This window comes from Candidatus Accumulibacter meliphilus (genome assembly GCF_036625345.1).
Classification (GTDB): domain Bacteria; phylum Pseudomonadota; class Gammaproteobacteria; order Burkholderiales; family Rhodocyclaceae; genus Accumulibacter; species Accumulibacter meliphilus.
In genome coordinates this window covers 246,037-265,179 of record NZ_JAZKTZ010000002.1, presented here as the reverse complement: position 1 = coordinate 265,179, position 19,143 = coordinate 246,037, and the positions used below count along the sequence as shown (strand labels likewise).

The following is a 19,143-nucleotide window of genomic DNA, read 5'->3' as shown; positions in this document are numbered from 1 at the left end:
CGTATGCGGAACCGCACGTACGGTGGTGTGAGAGGGCGACGGGGGTAACTCCGTCCCCTACTCGATCCGTTCAGGCCCTGACCCCGTTCAGGCCCCCACCTGCCGAAAATGACAAGCGAACAGCTATTACCCGGCAGAAGCAGCCACAAAACTTCAACAAACCGGCGGTTTTTGCGTTATCTTGCCGTCCATGGCCCGCCGCTTATTGTTTGAGAAAGTCATGTAAGGCTGCACCCGCCGCCCTCAATGCAAGCGATTCTTTTTTTCAGTGCTCGGCTGTACCTACCTGTCGCAGCGAGGGCCGCGCGTGGGAGAGACGGAGTCTTCCAACTCAATGACTATGGTGAATTCGATGGGCACGCAGGCGACGCCTGATCCACTCAGCATCGCCATGCGTCACCACCAGGGGGGGCGATTCGCGGAGGCTGAAGCCGGCTATCAAGGGCTGCTGAAAATGCAACCCAACCACGCCGATGCCTGGCACCTCTCGGGGGTACTCGCCGCCCAGCAAAAAAAATATCAGGTAGCGGTGGAACGTATCGAGCGAGCGCTTGCACTGAAGCCGCACGAACCGGTGTTTCTCGGGAATCTCGGTAATGCCTACCTGGAGAACGGGCAGCTGGGGCGAGCCATCGCCTGCTACCAGGAAGTCCTGCAACTGCGGCCCGATGAAACGGAAATAGGGAACAGACTCATCAGGACTTGTGAACGCCAACTGGATCTCGCTATTGAGCACCAACAAGCGGGGCGGTTGGCGGATGCCGAGTCGTCCTATCTGGATGTCTTGCGGGGACAACCGGAGCGCGCGGATGCGTGGCATCTGCTGGGCATGATTGCTTATCAGCGTGGGCAATACGACACGGCTATCGAACGTATTGAGCGGGCAATCGAACTGACCCCACAGGTGGCCAATTTCTACAACACTCTGGGCAGTGTTCGTCAGAAGCAGCGGCGCTTCTCGGATGCCCTTACCGCCTATCACAGAGCCCTGGCACTCCAGCCGACCGCCTCGGAAACTCATGCCAATCTGGCGAAGGCACTGCTGGCCATGGGCCAAGTGCAGAGTGCGATTTCGTCGTTGCGAACAGTCTTCGCCCTCGACCCGGTCAATGTTGCGGCGCATATCTTGCTTGTCGACGCGCTGCAGATCATGGGTAACCATGACGAGGCGACCACCACCGCCCTGCGGGCTGTGGAATTGGATCCTGAGGATGCGCGCGCCCACGGCCAACTGGCCGTGGTATTGCGCAGAGTCGGCCGTACCACCGAAGCTGTTCAGGCCTGCCGGCGCTCGCTCGAACTGGCCCCTGGCGTTGCCGGCACCAACAACAACCTCGCGCAGTTGCTCAAGGACCAGGGACGCTTGCGCGACGCGCTCGTTTGCTACCGGAAAGCGATTCAACTCAATCCGGCCGATGCCCGCATCCACAGCAACCTGCTGTTCAACCTTCACTACGTCGATCCATATGACGCGCCGAGCGTCTTCGCCGAACACCGGCTATGGGCCAAGCGCCACGACTCTCGTGACACGGCGCGCGCACCCATAGTCGATCGAAACCCCGAGCGGCGCTTGCGCCTCGGCTACGTGTCCGCGGACCTTAAGAGCCACTCCGTGGCATTCTTTCTCGAGCCACTGCTTGCCGCACACAACCGGCGGGCGTTCGAGGTGGTCTGCTATTCCAACAGCTTCACTACTGACACGACGACAGTGAGACTGCGAGCTTTGACCGATGCGTGGCACGACATCGCAGGCCTCAGCGACGAGCAGGCGCATGCCTTGATTGAGTCGCATGCCGTCGACATTCTTGTCGATCTGTCTGGTCATACCAAGGGCAACCGCCTGCCGCTATTCACCCGTAAACCGGCACCTGTCCAGGTCACTTATCTAGGCTACCCGGACACCACCGGCTGCGATGCCATCGACTACCGCTTCACCGATGCACGAGCTGATCCACCGGGAAACACCGAGCAGTTTCATAGCGAGCAGTTGCTGCGCTTGCGGGATGGCTTCCTCTGCTACCAGCCGCCACGGTCTTGCCCGCAAGTTGGTCAGCTACCGATGCTGCACAGCGGTCGGGTGACGTTCGGGTCGTTCAACAAGGTGGCCAAGGTGAGCCCGACGGTCATCGGATATTGGGCAGAAATCCTGGCGGCCGTTGCCAACAGCCGCTTGCTGCTCAAATCCAGCACATTGGCCGACAGCGACACCCGCGAGCATATCCAGCAACAGTTTCACGCGCGGGGCATTCCTGCCGAGCGCCTTGAACTGATCGGCTGGAGGCCGGCCACTCTGGATCACCTGAGCCTGTACGGCGAAGTGGACATCGCGCTCGATACTTTTCCCTATCACGGTACGACCACGACATGTGAGGCCTTGTGGATGGGGGTCCCTGTGGTCAGCCTGGCCGGGCCGGTGCACGTCTCGCGCGTCGGAGTCAGCCTGCTTCATGCCGTAGGCCTCGCCGAGCTGAGCGCGGAATCGCCACAAGACTACGTTCGCAAGGCAGTCGAATTGGCTACTGACAGCGGCCGGCTGACAAGCCTGCGCGGTACGTTGCGCGAGAAAGTGCAGGCCTCGCCGCTGACTGACGCCAAGCGGATCGTCAGCACGATCGAAGATGCCTACCGCTGCATGTGGCGGCAATTCTGCTCGGCTGCTGCCCCGGCAGCGGCCGAGGCAGCAGCCCTCGGGTTGAATGTGCGCGAGAAAGTGGCACGCTAAACGTGAACGGTTCTCAAGATCGCGCTGGGCCCGAGCGCGGACTCTGCCGGCAAGTGCAAGGTTCTGCTCTCACTTGCCAACGCGTTGACCGAAGCGACCTACGCTCGCCACCTCCGCGAACTGCTGAGCGATGAGCACGACTACCGAGAAGACCGTCGTACAAGGCATCTTGCGAAACGATTGGGGCTACCAGGGGCTGTTGATCAGCGACGATCTAAACATGTGCGCCGTCTATCGACTTGGCATTGGCAATAGCGCCGTCGCTGCCCTTGAAGCAGGCGTCGATCTGCTGCTCATTTCCTATGACTCCGATCTGTACTATCGGGCCATGCATAGTGCTGCCGAGGCGTTTCGCCGCGGGCTCCTCCGCGGCCCCGAACTTGTCGCTCACGGTGTCGCTCGCGTGTCCTCGCGGGGTCATCCTCGCGGGCTCAGGTCTTTGCGCTCGCGGGGTCAGGTCTTTACTTTTTCCATTCCCCGCGCGTGACTTTGTGCTCTGACGATCTTGCTGATAGGAGAATAGTGTAAGCCAAAGTAATCGCCAATGTCCTTCAGCGTGTAGCCGCCGCTTGCGAATGCGGCGGCGATCGCCTCATCACGCCCAGGGTAGCTACGAGCATAGTGTGCCAATGGTTGCGCCGGTGCACGCCCCTTTGCATGCGGTAGCTCACGCAGGTCGCGGTCTTTCGGGACTTTTTGTCGCATGGATTCCACGAAAGCATCCGAGCCGAGAAACATCTGAGACTTGAGCCGCTCCCAGGGTGATGGCTGCCCCACGCCATCAGCAACGAAGCGCGCGTAGTTCTCAGCCGCCTGTCCTTCCCTTTTACCGAAAGCCGCCAGGATGTGTCGGATATCAAGCCATTCCGGCGAGTCCGCCTCGCCAAGCATTGCCCGATAGCTGCTCCATGGCCACTCTCCCGGTGTGCGAACCATCCGAGCGCGTACGGGGTTGAGCACAACGTAGCGTGTCAACTCCAGGAGATGAACATTTTTTTCCACGAGGATCGCCTTGTATCGCCCCTGAAAGACGTGACCGACGCGATCGTAGCTGCGATTGAAACGCTGGGTGTAGACGCCGTTGAGTTGGCGCATACCCCGGGCCAGGTTGGCATCCGGCGTTTCGACCAGCAGGTGGTAGTGATTGGTCATCAAACAGTAGGCATGAATCGTCCAGTTGAAGCGTTCCCGGACATCTGCAAGGACGTCAAGAAAGACCCGACGGTCGCAGTCGGCGCGGTAGATGTCCTCACGGCCATCGCCGCGTGCAGTGACGTGGTAAAGCGCGCCAACGAACTCCAGACGAAGAGGTCTTGCCATAGACCCGAGACTACATCAAGAAAAGGCAAAAGGAAAAACCTGACCGTTCGCAGTAACAGCAGTAAATCTAGCGGGTTGAAGTCCCGTCCGGGGAGTTGTCCGTACGCCCCGGTAGCATGAGGAAGCGGCGTCGTGGTGTCGAGATCGCGGGACAACATAACCCCGGTCGAGGGAAGGGACCCTACTTTGTTCGTGCAACCGAAGAGCGGAGGGTCGAGGGATTGCCATGTCGCTAACCACCCCAGATACGATCAGGACGCTACAGAGGAAGCTCTATGCCAAGGCCAAGCAAGAACCGGCCTACCGCTTTTACGCGCTCTACGACAAGATCAGCCGGGAAGACATCCTCAGTCACGCCTGGCGGCTTGTCCGGTCCAACCGAGGCAGTCCCGGTATTGATGGGATCAGTTTCGAGGCCATAGAAACCGGAATGGGGGTAGAAACGTTCCTGCAGGACCTGGCCCGTGATCTGAAGGACAAGACCTACCGAGCCCAACCGGTACGGCGCGTCATGATCCCCAAAGCGGATGGCAGTCAGCGCCCGCTCGGGATACCGACGCTGCGCGACCGGGTCGCGCAAATGGCGGTGAAACTCATCATCGAACCGATCTTTGAAGCCGATTTCTGCGAGCATTCGTACGGATTCCGGCCGAAGAAATCGGCCCACGATGCTGTGGATGACATTGCCAATGCGCTCTGGGCCGGCTACACCCAAGTCATAGACGCCGATCTGTCGAAGTATTTTGATAGCATTCCGCACACCAAGCTACTGGCCGTGGTGGCCGAGCGCATCGTCGATGGGGGGATTCTGCACCTCATCAAGCAATGGCTCAAAGCCCCGGTCATCGGCGAAGACGACAACGGAGTGAAGAAGACCGTGGGCGGTGGGAAAGCCAATCGTCAGGGGACGCCGCAAGGTGGCGTGATTTCCCCGCTGCTGGCCAACTGCTACCTGCATATTCTCGACCGCATATGGCAACGGCGGCACCTGAAGGGCAAGTTGTCCGTACATCTCGTGCCTTACGCCTTGACGCTCCGCGAAACTGACCCGCTTTTGCTCGCCAAAGCTGACCCATCAAGCATGAGCCAGTGAGCCCCTGCTGAGGTCGCGAGAGATTTCCGGGAGCCGAACTTCGTAGCTGCGCCAGCTGCTGGAGTAGTCGGCGCCCGTTGGCCATGAGGCGGTGCTCGTAGCGCCGGGTGCCGCTCTCCATCCTGCGCGCCGTAGCCCCCTTCGCCGCGCTCGCCATCCACCGCGTACGCCCGCCGCAAGAGCTTGCGATAAACCGTCGCGAGATCTCCCGCGCCGTGACAGGAAGCACTGGATCGGCCCAATCTTCCCGCACGACATCGTGTGGGGAGAAACGGTCATGGAGTTCCGGCAGTGCGAGGCGTGTCGTCAGCCATTCCGGCGACGTCCGCAGAACCCCGACCAATGCTTTTGTTCGGATGCCGCGTGTCAGCGCGAACGGCGGCGGCGTTGGCAGGTGGCCAAGCGCCAGAGCGACCCCGACTATCGCGAGAACCAGAAGCGTGCGCAGAAGGCCTGGTCTGAGCGCCACCCCGACTACTGGCGGGCGTATCGAGAGGAGCACCCGGAGTACGTCGCGCGCAATCGTGCGCGGCAGCGGGAACGCACGCCCGACCCGGCCGGCGTTGCAAAGATGGACGCGTCAAATGCGCAAATCCCACTGCCCTCAGGCACTTATCGCTTGTCACCGGTGGTGGACGCGTCGTTTGCAGAGATGGACGCGTGGATGGCCGAAATTACTGTTATTTCAGCCGCTTGCGCCTCGCCCTGAGGCCAGACCGCGGGGCTTGCAAAGAGAGGACTCGATCGCCTTGCGGCAGCCGCCTCGCTAGGCTGGATGAAATAGGAGGTCATCCGCATGGATCAGACGACCGTTACTGCCCAGACTCTGGATTTGCACCGACTGGAGTTACGCTACGCCGAGCTTCGCGTGCCGGATACGGCGGCGATCACGCGTCTGGCCCGGTCGATCGCGGTCAATGGCCAGCTCGTTCCCTGCATCGCGGTGGCCGGTGAGGGCCACTCGGCGATTCTTCTGGACGGCTATCGACGCGTCGCCGCGTTACGGCAACTCGGCAAGGACACGGCCGAGGTGGAGTGCTGGGACAGCGATCCGGTACAAGGCCTGCTGGGCGTCCTGGCGCGCACCCGCAGCCGCGCGTTTGTGCCGATCGAAGAAGCGCTGCTGTTGCGCGAATTGCTCTCGATTGGCTCACTGAGCCAGTATGCTCTGACGATGACGGTAATCGTGGTCTGGCCCGAGTCATCCCGGGTCATCCATCACGCGCTTGCACACCTGCAATCCGAGGGAAGGCGTCGGACAAGTCTTGACAGTTCCGGCCTTCCGATGTGGCGCTCACTCCCCGGGTGCGGTCTCCTCGTCGGTATCGGGTTCCTCGGCGGGCGAGTTCTGCAGTTCTTCAAGCAGCTTCTTTAGATCCTCCTCGGCCTGCTTCAATCTGTCGTCCGCCTTCTGGTTGTCGCCGCGCTCCCGGTTCTCGTCAAAGTCGTCCATCCAGCTACGCAGCGACTCCACGTCGCCCATCGCCAGCGCGTCCAGCTCGGCGAGCGCCGCCGGATCCTCGGCAAGCTCGTCACGCCAGTCGGGCATGTTGTCGTGATAGTCCTTTTCGAATTCGGCGGCCAGGTCGAACCACCCATTCCCTTCATCAACAAGCTGCTGGTACTCGGCGGTATCGCCTTTACCGGCCGCGCGCAGGATGCGCAGCCGGTCATAGAGGGGCAAGGTCTTGCGCGTCAGGCGCTGCCATTCGCGCAGCGTGCTCTTCGCCTCTGCCAGCGCCGCAGCGTCGCCCTCTTTGGCGCTACTCGGATCGTTGGGATCGATCGCCTCGGGGTCCACCTCGGGATTGATCAGCACGTTCAAGATCATCGATGGCTCGGTTCCGGGCAAGTGGTAGCGGCGCCAGTTGCCGCCGCCGCCGCGATAGGTGTAGCCCAGGGCGAGCATGTCGGCGTGGGTCACTGAGTTCGACCCGCCTATCCAGCCCGGCGTAGGGTTGCGGACGTTGCGCTGGGCAATCGCGAGCATCCATGGGTCGCTGCTCTCGGGGTAACCCAGGTCGGCCGCGGTGCGCGCCTTGAGCGCCAGCGGCGCGGACGTAGCGCTCACGGAAATCGGCACCGTGGCGCCATCGGCAACGGCGTCGCCGACCACGTCGGCCTCGCGCTCGCTGGCATCACCGGGCTGGCTGACGCCCTCCTGGGCCCCTGTCGTGCCACGGCGCTGTTGCAGCGTATGCACGACCTCGTGCGCCAGCAGCCGAAAACCGGTTTCGCTTTTCGGGTCGTATTCGCCGGCGGCGAAGTACACGTTTTGCCCGGTCGCGAAAGCGCGGGCGCCTAGCGATCGCGCCGTGTTTGCGGCGGGCGCATCGGTGTGCACCTGGACTTCGCCAAGGTCGACGCCCAGCCCCCGTTCGAGCCGTGCGCGCGGTTCCGCCGGAAGCGGATGGCCGCCGCCGCTGCGCGGCTGTGCGGGTGCAGCGGGAGCCGCCGTAGCGGCGGCCTTGCGCTGGATCGCCGGCGACTCTTCGGCGTCCGTGTCTGCGTACGGATCGGACTCCGGCTCGGGCGCATTGGCCACCGCGTTCTCCTGCGTGAGGATGGCAAAGCCAGCGGCATAGACCGCCGCTTTCTTTCTGCCGCGACTCTTGGCCGATACCATGTCCTGGATGAGCCGACCGCGGGCTGCGGCGCTCCCCTGAAGATCCTTGATCTTGTCTGCGTCCGTTTCGCTCGCCAGTTGCGCATTGATCTCGGCCAGTTCGGCCTCGTTTTCGGCCTTGCGCGCGTCGAAGGTCATGCCCTTGTTGCCACCGGAAACCCAGGTGTCGGCCGGGCCGTTGCCGACGAAAGGCGCGCTGGCGCCGAGTTTTCCCGTGGCGATCGTGGCCCCGGTCTTGTGCATCAGCGCGGCGGACATCAAGAACGCGTGCTTCGGGTCGGCCGCCGCCTTCGGATCGGCACTGACCGCGCCGATGGTATCGTCGAGTTGCATCATCTGCAGGCGAAAGACGTCGACCGCGGCGTGAGCAGCGTCGATCCGCGCGATCACCTCCTGCTTCTGGGTCGCGTCCGTTGCCTTGTCCCGCTCGCTCATGAGGATGGCGATGTTGGTCGCCTGGGTCTGGATCTGCGCTTCGATCTGATCACGGCGTTGTTGCAGGGTGCCGAGCGCCCTGGCGTAGTTCTCCGGGTGCGTGACCTGGATCGGACCGCGGCCCTGGAAGGGCGCGTAGCTGCGCTTCTCTCCGCCCACCTCTTCGAGGACGCCTCCGCTCTCGCCCGCCATGTGGGCCAGGTAGTCGGCCTGGGCCTGCGCGGTGTCGATGAGCATGGTCTCGAACGCCGCACTGATGTTTCCGGCCATCGCGGCGCAGCGCTCGGCAGCGGCCTTTTCGCCGCCAGCCATGACGATCCGGTGCACCTGGTCAGCGCTGAGCCGGGTGCTCACCTTCGTGCCGCCGTGGCTGCTGGCCGCCTTGACCTTGCCCGACGCCCGCTCGGCATCGAAGTCTTTCTGGGCGGTGTCGTCCTTGGGCCGCGTCCTCCTGTAGCGCTCCTCGTACTGCGGGTTCCACTGCGGATCTTGCCGTGCCGGCCACCACTCGACCACCTCGCCGCTGGTCTTGGCGACGGTTTGGCGCGCGATCTGCAGCGGCTGGGAGCGTAGCACCACCGGCCGGTGGCTGACCATTTCGTGGGCGGTCAGGCGGGTCGCCATCGTTACAGCGGCGTGGGCTGGTCGAGCGTCGCTAGTGTTGCCGCGCAGAAAACGAGGCACGCCAAGTGGACTTGCGGAGCGTTCTGCCACGCCTGCGCTACGGCGCGTGGAAAGGGGTAGGGTTCTCGGAACGGACTTGAAAATCATTTTGCGCTCCCCTCAGGCGGAATCATCGTGTCGTCCTGTCTGTCCTTGGACCGTGATCAAGTCTGCGTCGTTGCCGGCGTCGTGGGATCGATGCCAAGTGCCGCAAGAAATTTGTCGCGGGTGAGAGTCGAACTGACGAGTCTCTCGTGACCATACTGCAGCTGCGGTGGCGTTGTCTCTCCTCGTTTTCACGCCGTTCCAAGCCCCCGTCATTGTTGCGGGAGCGGTGGCACGATTGCATGGAGTATGAACTTGCAACTTGGTCGCGAGGCCGCGTCAGCCAGGAATTTTGGTCATCGTTGCCAAATGTCCTATCCTTCTCAAGTGATGAGAAAAGAACAGCAACTACCCACCGGCGCCGCCACCATTCGGCGCAACCTCTGCCAGGACGGCCTGCCGGGCTCAGCCATACGGTGGCCGGCCACACCTCTCGGCACCTTCGGTTTCGCCCGAATATCTCCAGAAAATGTCGGCAGGCGTCTGCAAAATGAAACAGCGGAGATGCCCGTAATCGGCTTGGGGCGTGCAGGCCAGGCCGGCGACTTCCCATCTCGCCGGTACCTGCCATGAACGGCGGCAATCTTCCCCCGTTCATGGGCTATCTGCCACCCGTGGTGGACGGCACGCTGCTGGAACTGATGAACATGTCTTACCCGGACTATCCGCCGCGCGCCGGCAGGACGGGAGCGCAGCTTTCAGAGTCCCGGCTACTGGCGCTCGATTCGCTGCGCCTGTTCTTCAAGGAAAAACCGCATCAACGCGCGGCCGGGATCGTCGGGGAAGCCGTGCTCAGACAGACCCCGTTCTGTCTTTATCTGCGCAATTTTGGCCTCGGTCCACGCGTCTATGGCGCCCGCAACGACCCGTACGGACTGCCGCAGGTGGTGACCCTCGCCGGGCAGTTCGACAACCACATGCAGCGGCGCCTCCAGGCGGCCGTGGAACCCTCTCTGCCCGTGGTGGGTATCCAGAACCCGGCGGGACAGAGCGGGCCGTTGCCGGCATTCGTCCTGGCAGACGAGGACTGGGAATCGCTGGCCTCCTTACTGGTTCGCAACGCGGGCATGATCGTCATGCACTTCCTCGGCTTCACTGCGGGCGTGCTGAAGGAACTGGAACTGATCCGTGCGGCGGGCAAGCAGACGTCGACGCTGGTGGTCATCGAGCAGGAGGACCCCTTCGCCGCGTTGAAGGATGCGGCATTGCTCACCGGCGCCAGGCGCCAGGAGCCCGTGTCGATAGCGGGATCGCTCGATGACTTTCCCCATCGTCTGCTTCGGCAAGGCGACGACGGTTGGGAGGCAGTACAGGCGAAGCTGGCCGCGATGGCGCGCGAACCGCATGCGCCGCCGGTAGATCGCGCCTTGTCGTTACCGCCCGAGTTTCTGCCTCCGGAGCCGTTGCGCAACTACTGCACCGATCGGTCGACCGAGGAATACGACAGGGCGCATCAACTGATGGACGAGAAGCGTTTCGACGAAGCCGAGGACGTCCTCTATCGCGCGGTCGCCTATGCGCACTGGGCACGCTACCCGCTGGGGCGCGTGATGACCTTGACGGCACTTGGCCAGTTGAGCCTCATTGGCTTCGACGCCAAAGGGGATGCTGGATCGCTGTTCGAGATGGCCCTCGACACCTGCAAGGAGGTTCGGACGACGAGTCCGACGGCTGCCAGGATGTATCCGGCAATCGAGCAGGCACTGGGAAGCTTGCGAGCAGAGGCGGGGGGCAAAGGGAAGCGCAAGATCGACGCCGCTGGGAAGTAGGGTAGGCAATCGGGCGGATCGGCACCGTGGCCGCCATCAACGATCGTGGCGCTGTGACTGTCATCAACGACGCGAGGGTCAGCAGTATCACGGACAGCCGACATTCCCGAGGGCGAGCGCGATTTCGGCTACTCGGCCATGCCGGACGGTCGGGAAGCAAGGTCGGATGCGTGCCAATCCCGCTTTGCCTTACCATCAGCCAAGGGCAGCTGGCGGCCATTACCAGTAGAGCCGTGTGGGTGTTTTCCGATCCGTTGACTGCCGCCCGACGGCCCTGCCTTTCGAGCCGTCGAATGACCGAAGCTCCGCAAACAGTCCGTGAACTGAGAGGTTGTGAATTTATTGCCTTCGCGCCAGTAGAGGCGAAGCTCCCCTGGTAACGCCACCACGGGCCAGAATATGCCTAATTCATGATAATGATTGCCGTTGGCCCTTGATCTATCCTTTTTTCGCCTGTTTTCCCCGGTTACCCGGCGATTTGTGGAACAACGGACGTTCCTGTCCCTATCCCAACCAAGTGGGGTGCGAGCGTGACAGTACGCATCAGGTTATGTGCCAAGGCGAAGAGTAGGGCGACCGCCTTTACTTTCTTCAGCCCGCGAACCCGTAGTCGATTCAGACCCCGGTTGCGTGCCAGAGCATTCACGCATTCGGCCGTCGATGCGCGCTGCTTGTAAATGATCTTGGCTTCATCACTGCCCATCCGCTGACGCCATTGGGCGACCGCCGGGCTGTCTTTGGGTTTCGGTTGGTGGATGTCGACTTCCGAGTTCCTGGCCTTGGGCACCGGGGCATAAACGGTCGTGTTGTCCGCGACTGCGTCGACCTGTCCATGGCCCGGATAGCCTCCATCAACCAGACAGTTCTCCGGGACCTGGCCACAGCGTTCGCTGACTTGTTCGACCATCGGTACCATCTGACCTTGGTCGGTGCCGACGGTAACGACCTCAACGCCGATGATCACCTGACTTTCGGTGTCGGCGGCGTACTGAAAGTTGTAGGCCGGCCGAAATCCCCCATCGCCCATCTTCATGATCGTCGCGTCGGCATCGGTCGTCGAACTCCGGGCCTTATCCGGCTCCTTGCCCTGACCCTTCTTGATCGCCGCCAGTTCGGGCAGCCGGTCCAGGGCGGCTTCAATGCGCGCCTCCCGTTCGGCCACCGCACGCTGCTGCGCCGCTTGTGTGCGTGCGCTTTCGCCCACGGGGTCGTCATCCAACTGGGCCTTGAGCTTGGCCACCTGTTGCCGCGCCTCTTCGCGACAAGCTTTAAGCGTCTCTTCCCGCCGGAAGGACGCCGCACCGGCACTGGCGCGTACCCGCATGCCGTCTTGCGCACACCCTTTGAGTTTGACCGCTCCCGCCGCCATCAGGCTGGCGACGTTGTCGGTCAGCAGATCGTCGAGCGCCTCGCCCTGGCGGCTGCGAAAATCGCACAAGGTGTGGTAATTGACTTGCACGCCACCACAAATCCACCGGTAGGCATCATGGGACTCGGTCAGACGGGCCACGGCCCGCCCACAGCCCACACCTTCCAGCGTCGCGTAAAGCCAGAGGGCATACAGAATTTCAGGAGCAATCGCCGCCCGTCCCACGCCACCCTCAGTCACTTTGATCCCGGCGTACAGTCCTTCCAGATCTTGTCGCTCGACGTAACCCCATACCAACCGTGCTCGATGTCCAGGCGGCAGCAGTGACTCCAGATCGCTGGCACGCCATTCAAGCTGCGTGCGGTTCGGCATCAAGACTCGCGCCAACGCCTTCGGTAGCGCTGCCTTCTCAGCTTCTGGCGCATTCACGTCCAACGGGGGCATAGCATCGTCGGGGAACAGGGCTTGCGTCACGGGCATGGTCGTCACCTGGAGTGTAAATGACTTCGTCATTATAACCCAGGTGCGTGGCTTGGCGGTGGAGAGCGGGGAATATTTTCACAGACTCTGACGCCGCTACCTGACTGTGATACCCGCAGGTCCGAACTGACTGGCGCATACTTGCGCCGTAGCTGAAGTCGCCGGCATCGCCACTGCCAGCGATCTTCCGGGCGCGATGCCGTGGCCGAGCCCTCGCGGTTGGGCTTTTTGCGTTTGGGGGTAGCGTCCGGGCCTATACCGACCTGGGGTGGCTCTCTGGGGGCGTTGCGGGAAGGGCTCGGGCGCGGTAGATCACGTGGGTGTGCGTCAGGGTCTTTGCTGGCGCGTCGGCAGGTAGGCGTCCTGGCGGCACCGTTGCCTGTTGGTGAGCATCGATCGATCTGCCACCGCTTTCATGCCAAGCGATTGACTTCCGGCCGTCCGGCCCTACAATCGCCATGGTGACCGGCAGCGCGGCCGTCCATCCAACACGGTTCCGCTGCCGCGAGCCGCCAGCGCTTGATGCAGGCGCCTTCGCGGCGGCAGATAAGCGCTATTCGCTAGGGCCAATTGAGATCCCCCGAATGCCGCATACGCAATTTCCCCCTCTGAATGCCTGCGGGCTCTGCGGCAGTAATGAGCCCTTGCAACAGAGCCATATTCTGCCTAATTTTCTCATCAAACGCCTTCGACAACCGAATGGCAGATTCTATGCCGCGTCAAGGCCACAGCGTCCACTACAGAAAGGCGCTGTCGCAAGGCTGTTGTGCCTGACGTGTGAACAGTCGTTCTCTCGTTGGGAACAGAGGGCGAAAGAAACTTTCTATCCAGACGGTATAGCCGCGCGCCTTCCCTTACGATATAGGCCATGGCTTCAATTGTTTGCACTTTCAGTGTCTTGGCGTGCATTGGTGTTTCTGAAACACTCCACTCCAAATCCGTACGGCGGCCTGGCCCCAGCGGCAGAACGCTTACTCCAATCGTTACCCGACGACACGCATCTCGCGGCAGATGAAAAGCTGGGACGGTGGGCAGCAGCGCTCCTCGCAGAGGAAGCTCCAGCTGATCAAGACGATCAGCACTTGCTGTTCCTGAGCGGAACCAATTTCCCAGCTGAGAAAGTAGAAATCGTCGGCTTCACGGTATGCCATACGGAAGAGCAGACCGCTGTCGTTTCACAGCTTGGCCAAATATGCATAGTGGGCACCATTCGAGACCGCATACCCGGCATTTGGAGAGGCACACGGATACAGTCACTGGGTGGTATTTTCCCCGTAAACAGCCAGAGAATTCCATCCTCATTCGCCGGCTGGATGCAGCGCTACTTTCGAGATTTGGCAGATATTGAGCCATAACATGTCGCCAAACTTTGCTCTGGTCGTCAAAGTAGGGGTGGAGCGCAGGAGCGGAGAGAAACGGGGGGCGGGCCCCGGGAGTGCAATCAGGTCTTCCCTCTTGATTTTACTATTTCTTGACCGTTGGCAATGGGATAGATCTGGCGCCGCGCGTGCGTGTTCTTACGTGTCGCGATGCGTTGCTTGGTGGCACATGCGGGGCACCAGCGGCCAGCCTTAATGCTGCTAGGCACAGCGTCCCATTCATGCCCAACGGCACAACGCCACCTGAGCTTCGTCGTACTCGAAACATATTGTTCCGATAGGCACAAACCACCTCGTTCCTCGGCAATATGTTGCAATTGCTTCAACGGCTCAATCAGAACGTGGCCTGCGCAAATCGGGCACCAACTTCCAGAGTGCTTGACATGTGATGCCTTGGCTTCCCATTCGTGCCCCAGGGAACATCGCCAATAATGCTTATTCTGCATCCCAAGGTAGGCAGTTGAGACGAGCTGACCGCCTCTGCTTTCGGCGAGCTTCTGTAAATCAAGCAAAGCATTTTGAATCACGTTTCCACAACATACTGGACACCAGGTGTTTTGGTTTTTCAGGCAATCCCATGTGGAGTTCCACTCATGGCCATTGGCGCAACGCCACCTATATTTCTCCTTCACACCCACGTAGCTCGTGGATAGACACCTTCCGCTTCTTTCTTGTGCGAACGCAGCCAGTGTTGCGACTGAATATGAATCTGATTTAAGCCATTCGGCTGGCTGAACCGATCTCCAGTCGCCCATTCTTGGTGTAATGCGTTCCGATCTAGGCGTGCTCACGATTGTATTGCTGATCCATTTGGGCAGCTCTTCAGCTTCAACCGAGTATGGAATTTCTAGAAGAGTAATGCCGTGCTGTTTGCACAATAATTGTTTCTGCTCGTCTCGAAATTGGCTCTTTTGCAAGCGTACTGCGTCCATCTTGAACGGAAGGACAACCCTGTAATGTTGTGGCCCTTGATACTCAAATGCCAGCTGTAATTCAGGGTTGAAGCCATCAAGTTCCATGAGTCGACCAGTGGCAGGATTTTTTAGCCAACTTGGACGATGCTTCTTGAATGGGACGCCGAATAGAACTTCAAGAGTATGGCGAACCAGTCTTTCCTTCAACCCTGCTGAACAAGTGGGGCACCAAGTTTCGCCCTGCACAACGGAATAGAAGGTGGCCCGCCATCTGTGGCCGCGCTCGCATTGCCACAACATTTTTGCTGAGGTACCGCGATACTCAGCATCAAGGCATCGTCCATTCTTCTTCGTGGCAATCTCTTGAGCCTTCGCGAACTGCTCGTGGGCTTCACGCTGATTGCCTCCACACCGGCCACACCAGGCACCACGCCCCACTACTGTCCCAAAAGACGCATTCCATTCGTGACCCTCAGCGCATTGCCAACGCATGGGCTCCTTATTGCCCGTATAGGATGACGTCAGTAGATCACCTCCACGGCCGTGCGCAACTTGCTGCGCTCTCAGGAGTTGTGTAGCCGCATCAACTTTGTTACCCGCACACCACGGACACCATTTGCCGCGATTGACGATGTTGCTGTAAGTACCCTGCCACTCATGGCCGATCGCGCAGCGCCACGCCATCTGCGATTGGGAAGTAGTGTATTGGTCGGTGAGGCACTCTCCGCCCTTATGAGATGCAAGACTTCTAGCTATCTCAAGCTGTTCCTCAGGAACAACTTTTCTGCCTGAGCAACGAGCGCACCACTGGCCGCGTCTAACAACGCTGTAGAAAGTTGCATCCCATTCGTGCCCTTTTGCACATCGAAAACGGTATCGCTGATCTACACCAGAGTAATTCGCTGAAAGGCAGCTGCCCCCTTTTTCAGCAGCTTTCGCGTGCAATAGCGCTATCCCGTTTTCGAGCTTAGTCGTCATGTTTCCACGAGATGAGGCTTGGTTGGTCGCAGGAAGGGACGAGCATACGTCACCCGCATCCAATAGAGGTGAGCGGCTGACTCCGGCTCTGGGAGCACTCATTCGCTTCAAGCAAGCTCCCCATCACCATGGCTCGTCGTGACGGGTTGTACGGACTGACACAAGCGTTGTGGGTGGCTGCTAGAGAAAGTCGTTCAGTCATCTTAGTCACAACAAGGGAAACACACACGGGGGGGGTCCCACGACCGCACAAGCGGGGTCGGAGCGGACGAGAGCGCGCACGTTCTCCTTATTGTTGCCATCCCAAAACGATATTGACCAGCGATAAAGCCGGCCAGCACTTGCATTGTCACCTTATCCGGCCACGATCTCCATAGCCGAGGGGTTCCACTTGAAGACCGGCAAGGGAAGTCACCAGCACCTTTCGGCAATTGAACTGGCTCGTGGCGGATTGCAACCAAGCTCCCTCTTGCCGTTCGAGCCATCCGGCTGCGAACGCATCGCCAGCGTCGAACCCCGCGTTTCCGCAACGCACCCAGTCGCTAATCGGATTAACAGCGGCATGAATGCTGAGTTCGCCAAAGCCAATGTCGTGGACGTAGCCCCGTGCCGGCAATCCATTGCGCAGCGTGAAGTCGAACACACAGCCATCATTCTCGGCATTCGGCCAGCGGTTATTGTCGGGCCGCAAGGAGAAGAGCTTCTGGCGCAGTCCTTCATTGATCACGCATACCATCAGGTTGCGCCAAGCCTTTTCGCGAACACTCCGATAGTCAATGTCCCAGGCATTGGGAGCGAGTGTCGGGATGGCGCCTGAGTTGTTGAGCCACTCGAAGCTGAACTCTGGATCAGGCGGATAACCTAGTTCCTGAAGACGGCGATCAAACAGTTCGTCGACGAGGAGTTCGATCGGTGGGTCGTCGCGGTAACCCGGAAGTTCCGCAATCAAGGATGCATGTGTTCGGCGACGCAACGATGCTGCCAGCGCTTCGCTGAGGTGAGATGAACGAACGTCCGGTAAGGCTTCACGCAGCGCTTTCTTGACTACAGCGAGGGACGATCCCATGAGGGGAATCGAGGCCATAAGGTACCTCCAATCACTATCGGTCAGTGTCCGCCGATTACGCACCGACCAAAGATTGAAGGTCGATCAAGGTATTACGCGAGCATCGCGAATGTCTGTTTAACCCGGCGGCAGGTTTGGCCAGAAAGCCTCTGCGTAGCTTAGCAGATTCGCGCTTGAGTTGCGTGTTACCAGCCGCGCAAACTCGTAGAAGTTCGGCTGCCCTTAACACTCCCGATGTTTCTTGAACATGCGGCTCGGCCATCGCCATCAAGGCGGAAGTTCGCCCCGCCCCCCGGTCCGCCCGCCAATCCCAAATCCCCAATCCGTAACCGCCAGTCCCAACCCACCCAGGAGCTGCCCATGAAGAGAGCCCGAACTGCAATAGCCGTCACCGCATCAATCGCCGCACTCGCCGCCGCCGCAACCTATCAATATCTCCACGACTCCGCCCAACATCGCCAATCCGCCCTCCAATCCAAGCTACACGTCATGGAGAAAACCCTGTCCGAGACCCAGGACGACCTCCTCGGCTACACCACTTTTACCCAATACCTGGAGGTCACCAAGAAAGCCATCTCCGGCCGAGCAAAATTCCTGGCGGCAACAATCGACCGCAACTATGTCCATGTCGAGCACATCAACAGGTCAGCGCTGGGAATCAAGTCGGACGCAACCATCATCCTGGACTACGCGGTTGAATACTCCGTGGGCTACGACCTGAGCCCCGAGAGTTTCACTGTCGCAGGAGACGCCACCGGCATCACCGTGACGTTGAAGAAGCCGGAGCTCGTGTCGTCGCCAGCCATCGGTGCGATTTCATATGAGATCCCCGGCAAGGGGTTGCTGATTGATGAGAAAGAGCAAGTGATCGCTCTGCAGCAGCGACTGATCACCGCCGCGCAGAAGCAGGGCGACGCCATCAAGCAAGACGCTGGCGATCGTCGAACTTGCCGTCATCACAAACGAGCCAGCGCCTCCCGTTCGGGGTGTCCAGCCGACCCCCTCGCCGGAGGCCTCTGTTTCTCCCCTCGCCACCGCTGACGAGCCTGCCACTGCCACCATCCATTTCGAGTATGGCAAGGATCCTCCCACCGCCGATGGGCAACGGGCGCTAAAGCACTTCGCGACCCTCGCCGCGAAGTACAAGCTCATCGAGCAATACGGCCGAACCGACGACGTCGGTGGCAAAGCCTACAACGATCGTCTCGCCAGACGGCGTGCCGAGTCCGTCCGCTCATGGCTCCTCGACAGAGGTGTCGAGGCCGAGATCGTGGTTCGTGCCGAGGGCCTGTGCTGCTACCTCGATCCGGCACCCACCGAAGCGGCGCGCCGCAGCAACCGCCGCGTCGAGGCACGTCTCGCTGGCCCGCGCGACGGGCTCAGTGACCGCAACCGCAGCACCTACCGCAACAGCAACCGCAAAGGAGCGTAGTGACGTGAAATTACCGCATACCCACAGCTTCATCCGCGACGTAGTCATCGCCGGCGGTTTCATCGCCATCGGCATCCTCGCCCCGGGTTCGCCGATCGAAGGCGGATTCGACGCCCATCTGGGCGGCATCGCCGTCGGGCTCGGCCTTGGATGGCTCATCAAATCTTGTGTCGATCTCAAAGGGAATCGTCATGGATAGCCGTCGTAACTGGATCAAGGGCGCCCTGGCGCTCGTCTTGCTGACCGCCGCCACCGGTGCACTGGCGGGAAACACCGGCACCGAGTTTCAAAGTCTCTATACCTGGCTGACCGGCATGGTCCAGGGCTACTTCGGCAAGGCGGCTGCGATCGCCGCGATCGGCCTGGGTGCGCTCTTCTCGCTGGCGAGGCTCAACCCGATGCCGATTCTTTCCGGGGTCGCGTTCGCGGTGTTTCTGCAATACGCCCCGACGATCTCGACCGGCATTCTCACCGCCACGATCTGAATCCGGAGAGCGCCGTGGACGAGATCGGTTACATCCCCAAGTCACTCGAAGCCCAGGAACGTTTCCTGTGGTGGGACTTCGATCAGGCCATCCTCTTCCTGCTGATCATGGGGACGGGCGTGATCTCGGGGGCCATGCTGGCCGGGATGGTCTGCGGCGCGCTCCTCGCCTGGCAGTACGGTCGGATCAAGACCGGCAAGCACCCCAAGTTCGCCTTGCACGCGCTCTACTGGTGGCTGCCGAGTGGGATCGTCGTCCGCTTGCGGGCGACCCCGCCGTCGCATCTGCGCTTCTTCCTTGGCTGAGC

General features: G+C 60.8%; 17 protein-coding genes. 12 read left to right on the top strand and 5 right to left on the bottom strand.

Annotated features, from left to right (window positions below):
• The first annotated feature begins 334 nt into the window (after positions 1-334).
• Positions 335-2,722, top strand: a complete 2,388-nt coding sequence (locus tag V5B40_RS04700; protein ID WP_332353443.1) for a tetratricopeptide repeat protein — start codon at positions 335-337, stop codon at positions 2,720-2,722.
• A gap of 130 nt (positions 2,723-2,852) precedes the next feature.
• On the top strand, positions 2,853-3,209 hold the full coding sequence (locus V5B40_RS25135; RefSeq protein ID WP_434735828.1) for a glycoside hydrolase family 3 N-terminal domain-containing protein: 357 nt from the start codon (positions 2,853-2,855) through the stop codon (positions 3,207-3,209).
• Here V5B40_RS25135 and V5B40_RS04690 read toward each other — a convergent pair.
• Entirely contained in the window at positions 3,176-4,042 is an 867-nt protein-coding gene (locus tag V5B40_RS04690; RefSeq protein ID WP_332353441.1) for a transposase, read from the bottom strand. The two genes, V5B40_RS25135 and V5B40_RS04690, sit on opposite strands and share 34 nt — an antisense overlap.
• A gap of 226 nt (positions 4,043-4,268) precedes the next feature.
• Here V5B40_RS04690 and V5B40_RS04685 point away from each other — a divergent pair, with 226 nt between their 5' ends.
• The 3 genes from V5B40_RS04685 to V5B40_RS04675 all read left to right on the top strand — a co-directional run bounded on the left by V5B40_RS04685 (position 4,269) and on the right by V5B40_RS04675 (position 6,510).
• Entirely contained in the window at positions 4,269-5,135 is an 867-nt protein-coding gene (locus tag V5B40_RS04685; RefSeq protein ID WP_332353440.1) for a reverse transcriptase domain-containing protein, read from the top strand.
• A gap of 394 nt (positions 5,136-5,529) precedes the next feature.
• On the top strand, positions 5,530-5,844 hold the full coding sequence (locus V5B40_RS04680; RefSeq protein WP_332353439.1) for a hypothetical protein: 315 nt from the start codon (positions 5,530-5,532) through the stop codon (positions 5,842-5,844).
• 87 nt (positions 5,845-5,931) lie between these two features.
• The gene (locus V5B40_RS04675; RefSeq protein WP_332353438.1) at positions 5,932-6,510 is read left to right on the top strand and encodes a ParB/Srx family N-terminal domain-containing protein; all 579 of its coding nucleotides are present in this window, start codon (positions 5,932-5,934) and stop codon (positions 6,508-6,510) included.
• Here the strand turns inward: V5B40_RS04675 and V5B40_RS04670 are convergent.
• The gene (locus V5B40_RS04670) at positions 6,430-8,820 is read right to left on the bottom strand and encodes an eCIS core domain-containing protein (RefSeq protein WP_332353437.1); all 2,391 of its coding nucleotides are present in this window, start codon (positions 8,818-8,820) and stop codon (positions 6,430-6,432) included. The two genes, V5B40_RS04675 and V5B40_RS04670, sit on opposite strands and share 81 nt — an antisense overlap.
• A 713-nt stretch (positions 8,821-9,533) precedes the next feature.
• Here V5B40_RS04670 and V5B40_RS04665 point away from each other — a divergent pair.
• Positions 9,534-10,733 carry a hypothetical protein gene (locus V5B40_RS04665; RefSeq protein WP_332353436.1) on the top strand — a complete coding sequence of 400 codons (1,200 nt, stop codon included), beginning with the start codon at positions 9,534-9,536 and terminating at the stop codon, positions 10,731-10,733.
• A gap of 466 nt (positions 10,734-11,199) precedes the next feature.
• Here the strand turns inward: V5B40_RS04665 and V5B40_RS04660 are convergent, their stop codons facing one another.
• The gene (locus V5B40_RS04660; RefSeq protein WP_332353435.1) at positions 11,200-12,582 is read right to left on the bottom strand and encodes an IS1182 family transposase; all 1,383 of its coding nucleotides are present in this window, start codon (positions 12,580-12,582) and stop codon (positions 11,200-11,202) included.
• 911 nt (positions 12,583-13,493) lie between these two features.
• Between V5B40_RS04660 and V5B40_RS04655 the strand changes: the two genes are divergently transcribed.
• Positions 13,494-13,937: a hypothetical protein gene (locus V5B40_RS04655; protein WP_332353434.1), complete on the top strand. Its 444-nt coding sequence runs from the start codon at positions 13,494-13,496 to the stop codon at positions 13,935-13,937.
• An 86-nt stretch (positions 13,938-14,023) separates the two neighbouring features.
• Here the strand turns inward: V5B40_RS04655 and V5B40_RS04650 are convergent, their stop codons facing one another.
• Together V5B40_RS04650 and V5B40_RS04645 are read right to left on the bottom strand one after the other, a co-directional pair.
• Positions 14,024-15,853, bottom strand: a complete 1,830-nt coding sequence (locus V5B40_RS04650) for a zinc-ribbon domain-containing protein (protein WP_332353433.1) — start codon at positions 15,851-15,853, stop codon at positions 14,024-14,026.
• A gap of 349 nt (positions 15,854-16,202) precedes the next feature.
• Positions 16,203-16,937, bottom strand: a complete 735-nt coding sequence (locus V5B40_RS04645) for a hypothetical protein (protein ID WP_332353432.1) — start codon at positions 16,935-16,937, stop codon at positions 16,203-16,205.
• A 342-nt stretch (positions 16,938-17,279) separates the two neighbouring features.
• On the opposite strand from V5B40_RS04645, the gene V5B40_RS04640 reads away from it, so the two are divergent.
• From V5B40_RS04640 to traL, 5 genes are read left to right on the top strand one after another with little or no spacing between them, the layout of a single operon-like run.
• Positions 17,280-17,960 carry a hypothetical protein gene (locus V5B40_RS04640; RefSeq protein ID WP_332353431.1) on the top strand — a complete coding sequence of 227 codons (681 nt, stop codon included), beginning with the start codon at positions 17,280-17,282 and terminating at the stop codon, positions 17,958-17,960.
• A complete protein-coding gene (locus V5B40_RS04635) occupies positions 17,851-18,351 on the top strand; it encodes an OmpA family protein (RefSeq protein ID WP_332353707.1) in 501 nt (166 codons plus the stop codon). Before V5B40_RS04640 ends, V5B40_RS04635 begins: the two co-directional genes overlap by 110 nt.
• Positions 18,352-18,355: 4 nt before the next feature.
• The gene (locus V5B40_RS04630) at positions 18,356-18,550 is read left to right on the top strand and encodes a hypothetical protein (protein WP_291984655.1); all 195 of its coding nucleotides are present in this window, start codon (positions 18,356-18,358) and stop codon (positions 18,548-18,550) included.
• Positions 18,543-18,836, top strand: coding sequence for a TraA family conjugative transfer protein (gene traA, locus V5B40_RS04625; RefSeq protein ID WP_291903607.1), 294 nt, complete (start codon positions 18,543-18,545; stop codon positions 18,834-18,836). Before V5B40_RS04630 ends, traA begins: the two co-directional genes overlap by 8 nt.
• A 14-nt stretch (positions 18,837-18,850) precedes the next feature.
• On the top strand, positions 18,851-19,141 hold the full coding sequence (traL, locus tag V5B40_RS04620; protein ID WP_043564723.1) for a type IV conjugative transfer system protein TraL: 291 nt from the start codon (positions 18,851-18,853) through the stop codon (positions 19,139-19,141).
• Positions 19,142-19,143: the final 2 nt, after the last annotated feature.

Excerpts from the sequence above, each read along its gene's own strand:
- V5B40_RS04700 (WP_332353443.1), top strand. The coding sequence starts at position 335 with ATGACTATGGTGAATTCGATGGGCACGCAGGCGACGCCTGATCCACTC.
- V5B40_RS25135 (WP_434735828.1), top strand. The coding sequence starts at position 2,853 with ATGAGCACGACTACCGAGAAGACCGTCGTACAAGGCATCTTGCGAAAC.
- V5B40_RS04690 (WP_332353441.1), bottom strand. The coding sequence starts at position 4,042 with ATGGCAAGACCTCTTCGTCTGGAGTTCGTTGGCGCGCTTTACCACGTC.
- V5B40_RS04685 (WP_332353440.1), top strand. The coding sequence starts at position 4,269 with ATGTCGCTAACCACCCCAGATACGATCAGGACGCTACAGAGGAAGCTC.
- V5B40_RS04675 (WP_332353438.1), top strand. The coding sequence starts at position 5,932 with ATGGATCAGACGACCGTTACTGCCCAGACTCTGGATTTGCACCGACTG.
- V5B40_RS04670 (WP_332353437.1), bottom strand. The coding sequence starts at position 8,820 with ATGGCGACCCGCCTGACCGCCCACGAAATGGTCAGCCACCGGCCGGTG.
- V5B40_RS04665 (WP_332353436.1), top strand. The coding sequence starts at position 9,534 with ATGAACGGCGGCAATCTTCCCCCGTTCATGGGCTATCTGCCACCCGTG.
- V5B40_RS04660 (WP_332353435.1), bottom strand. The coding sequence starts at position 12,582 with ATGCCCGTGACGCAAGCCCTGTTCCCCGACGATGCTATGCCCCCGTTG.
- V5B40_RS04650 (WP_332353433.1), bottom strand. The coding sequence starts at position 15,853 with ATGACGACTAAGCTCGAAAACGGGATAGCGCTATTGCACGCGAAAGCT.
- V5B40_RS04645 (WP_332353432.1), bottom strand. The coding sequence starts at position 16,937 with ATGGCCTCGATTCCCCTCATGGGATCGTCCCTCGCTGTAGTCAAGAAA.
- V5B40_RS04640 (WP_332353431.1), top strand. The coding sequence starts at position 17,280 with ATGAAGAGAGCCCGAACTGCAATAGCCGTCACCGCATCAATCGCCGCA.
- traA (WP_291903607.1), top strand. The coding sequence starts at position 18,543 with ATGGATAGCCGTCGTAACTGGATCAAGGGCGCCCTGGCGCTCGTCTTG.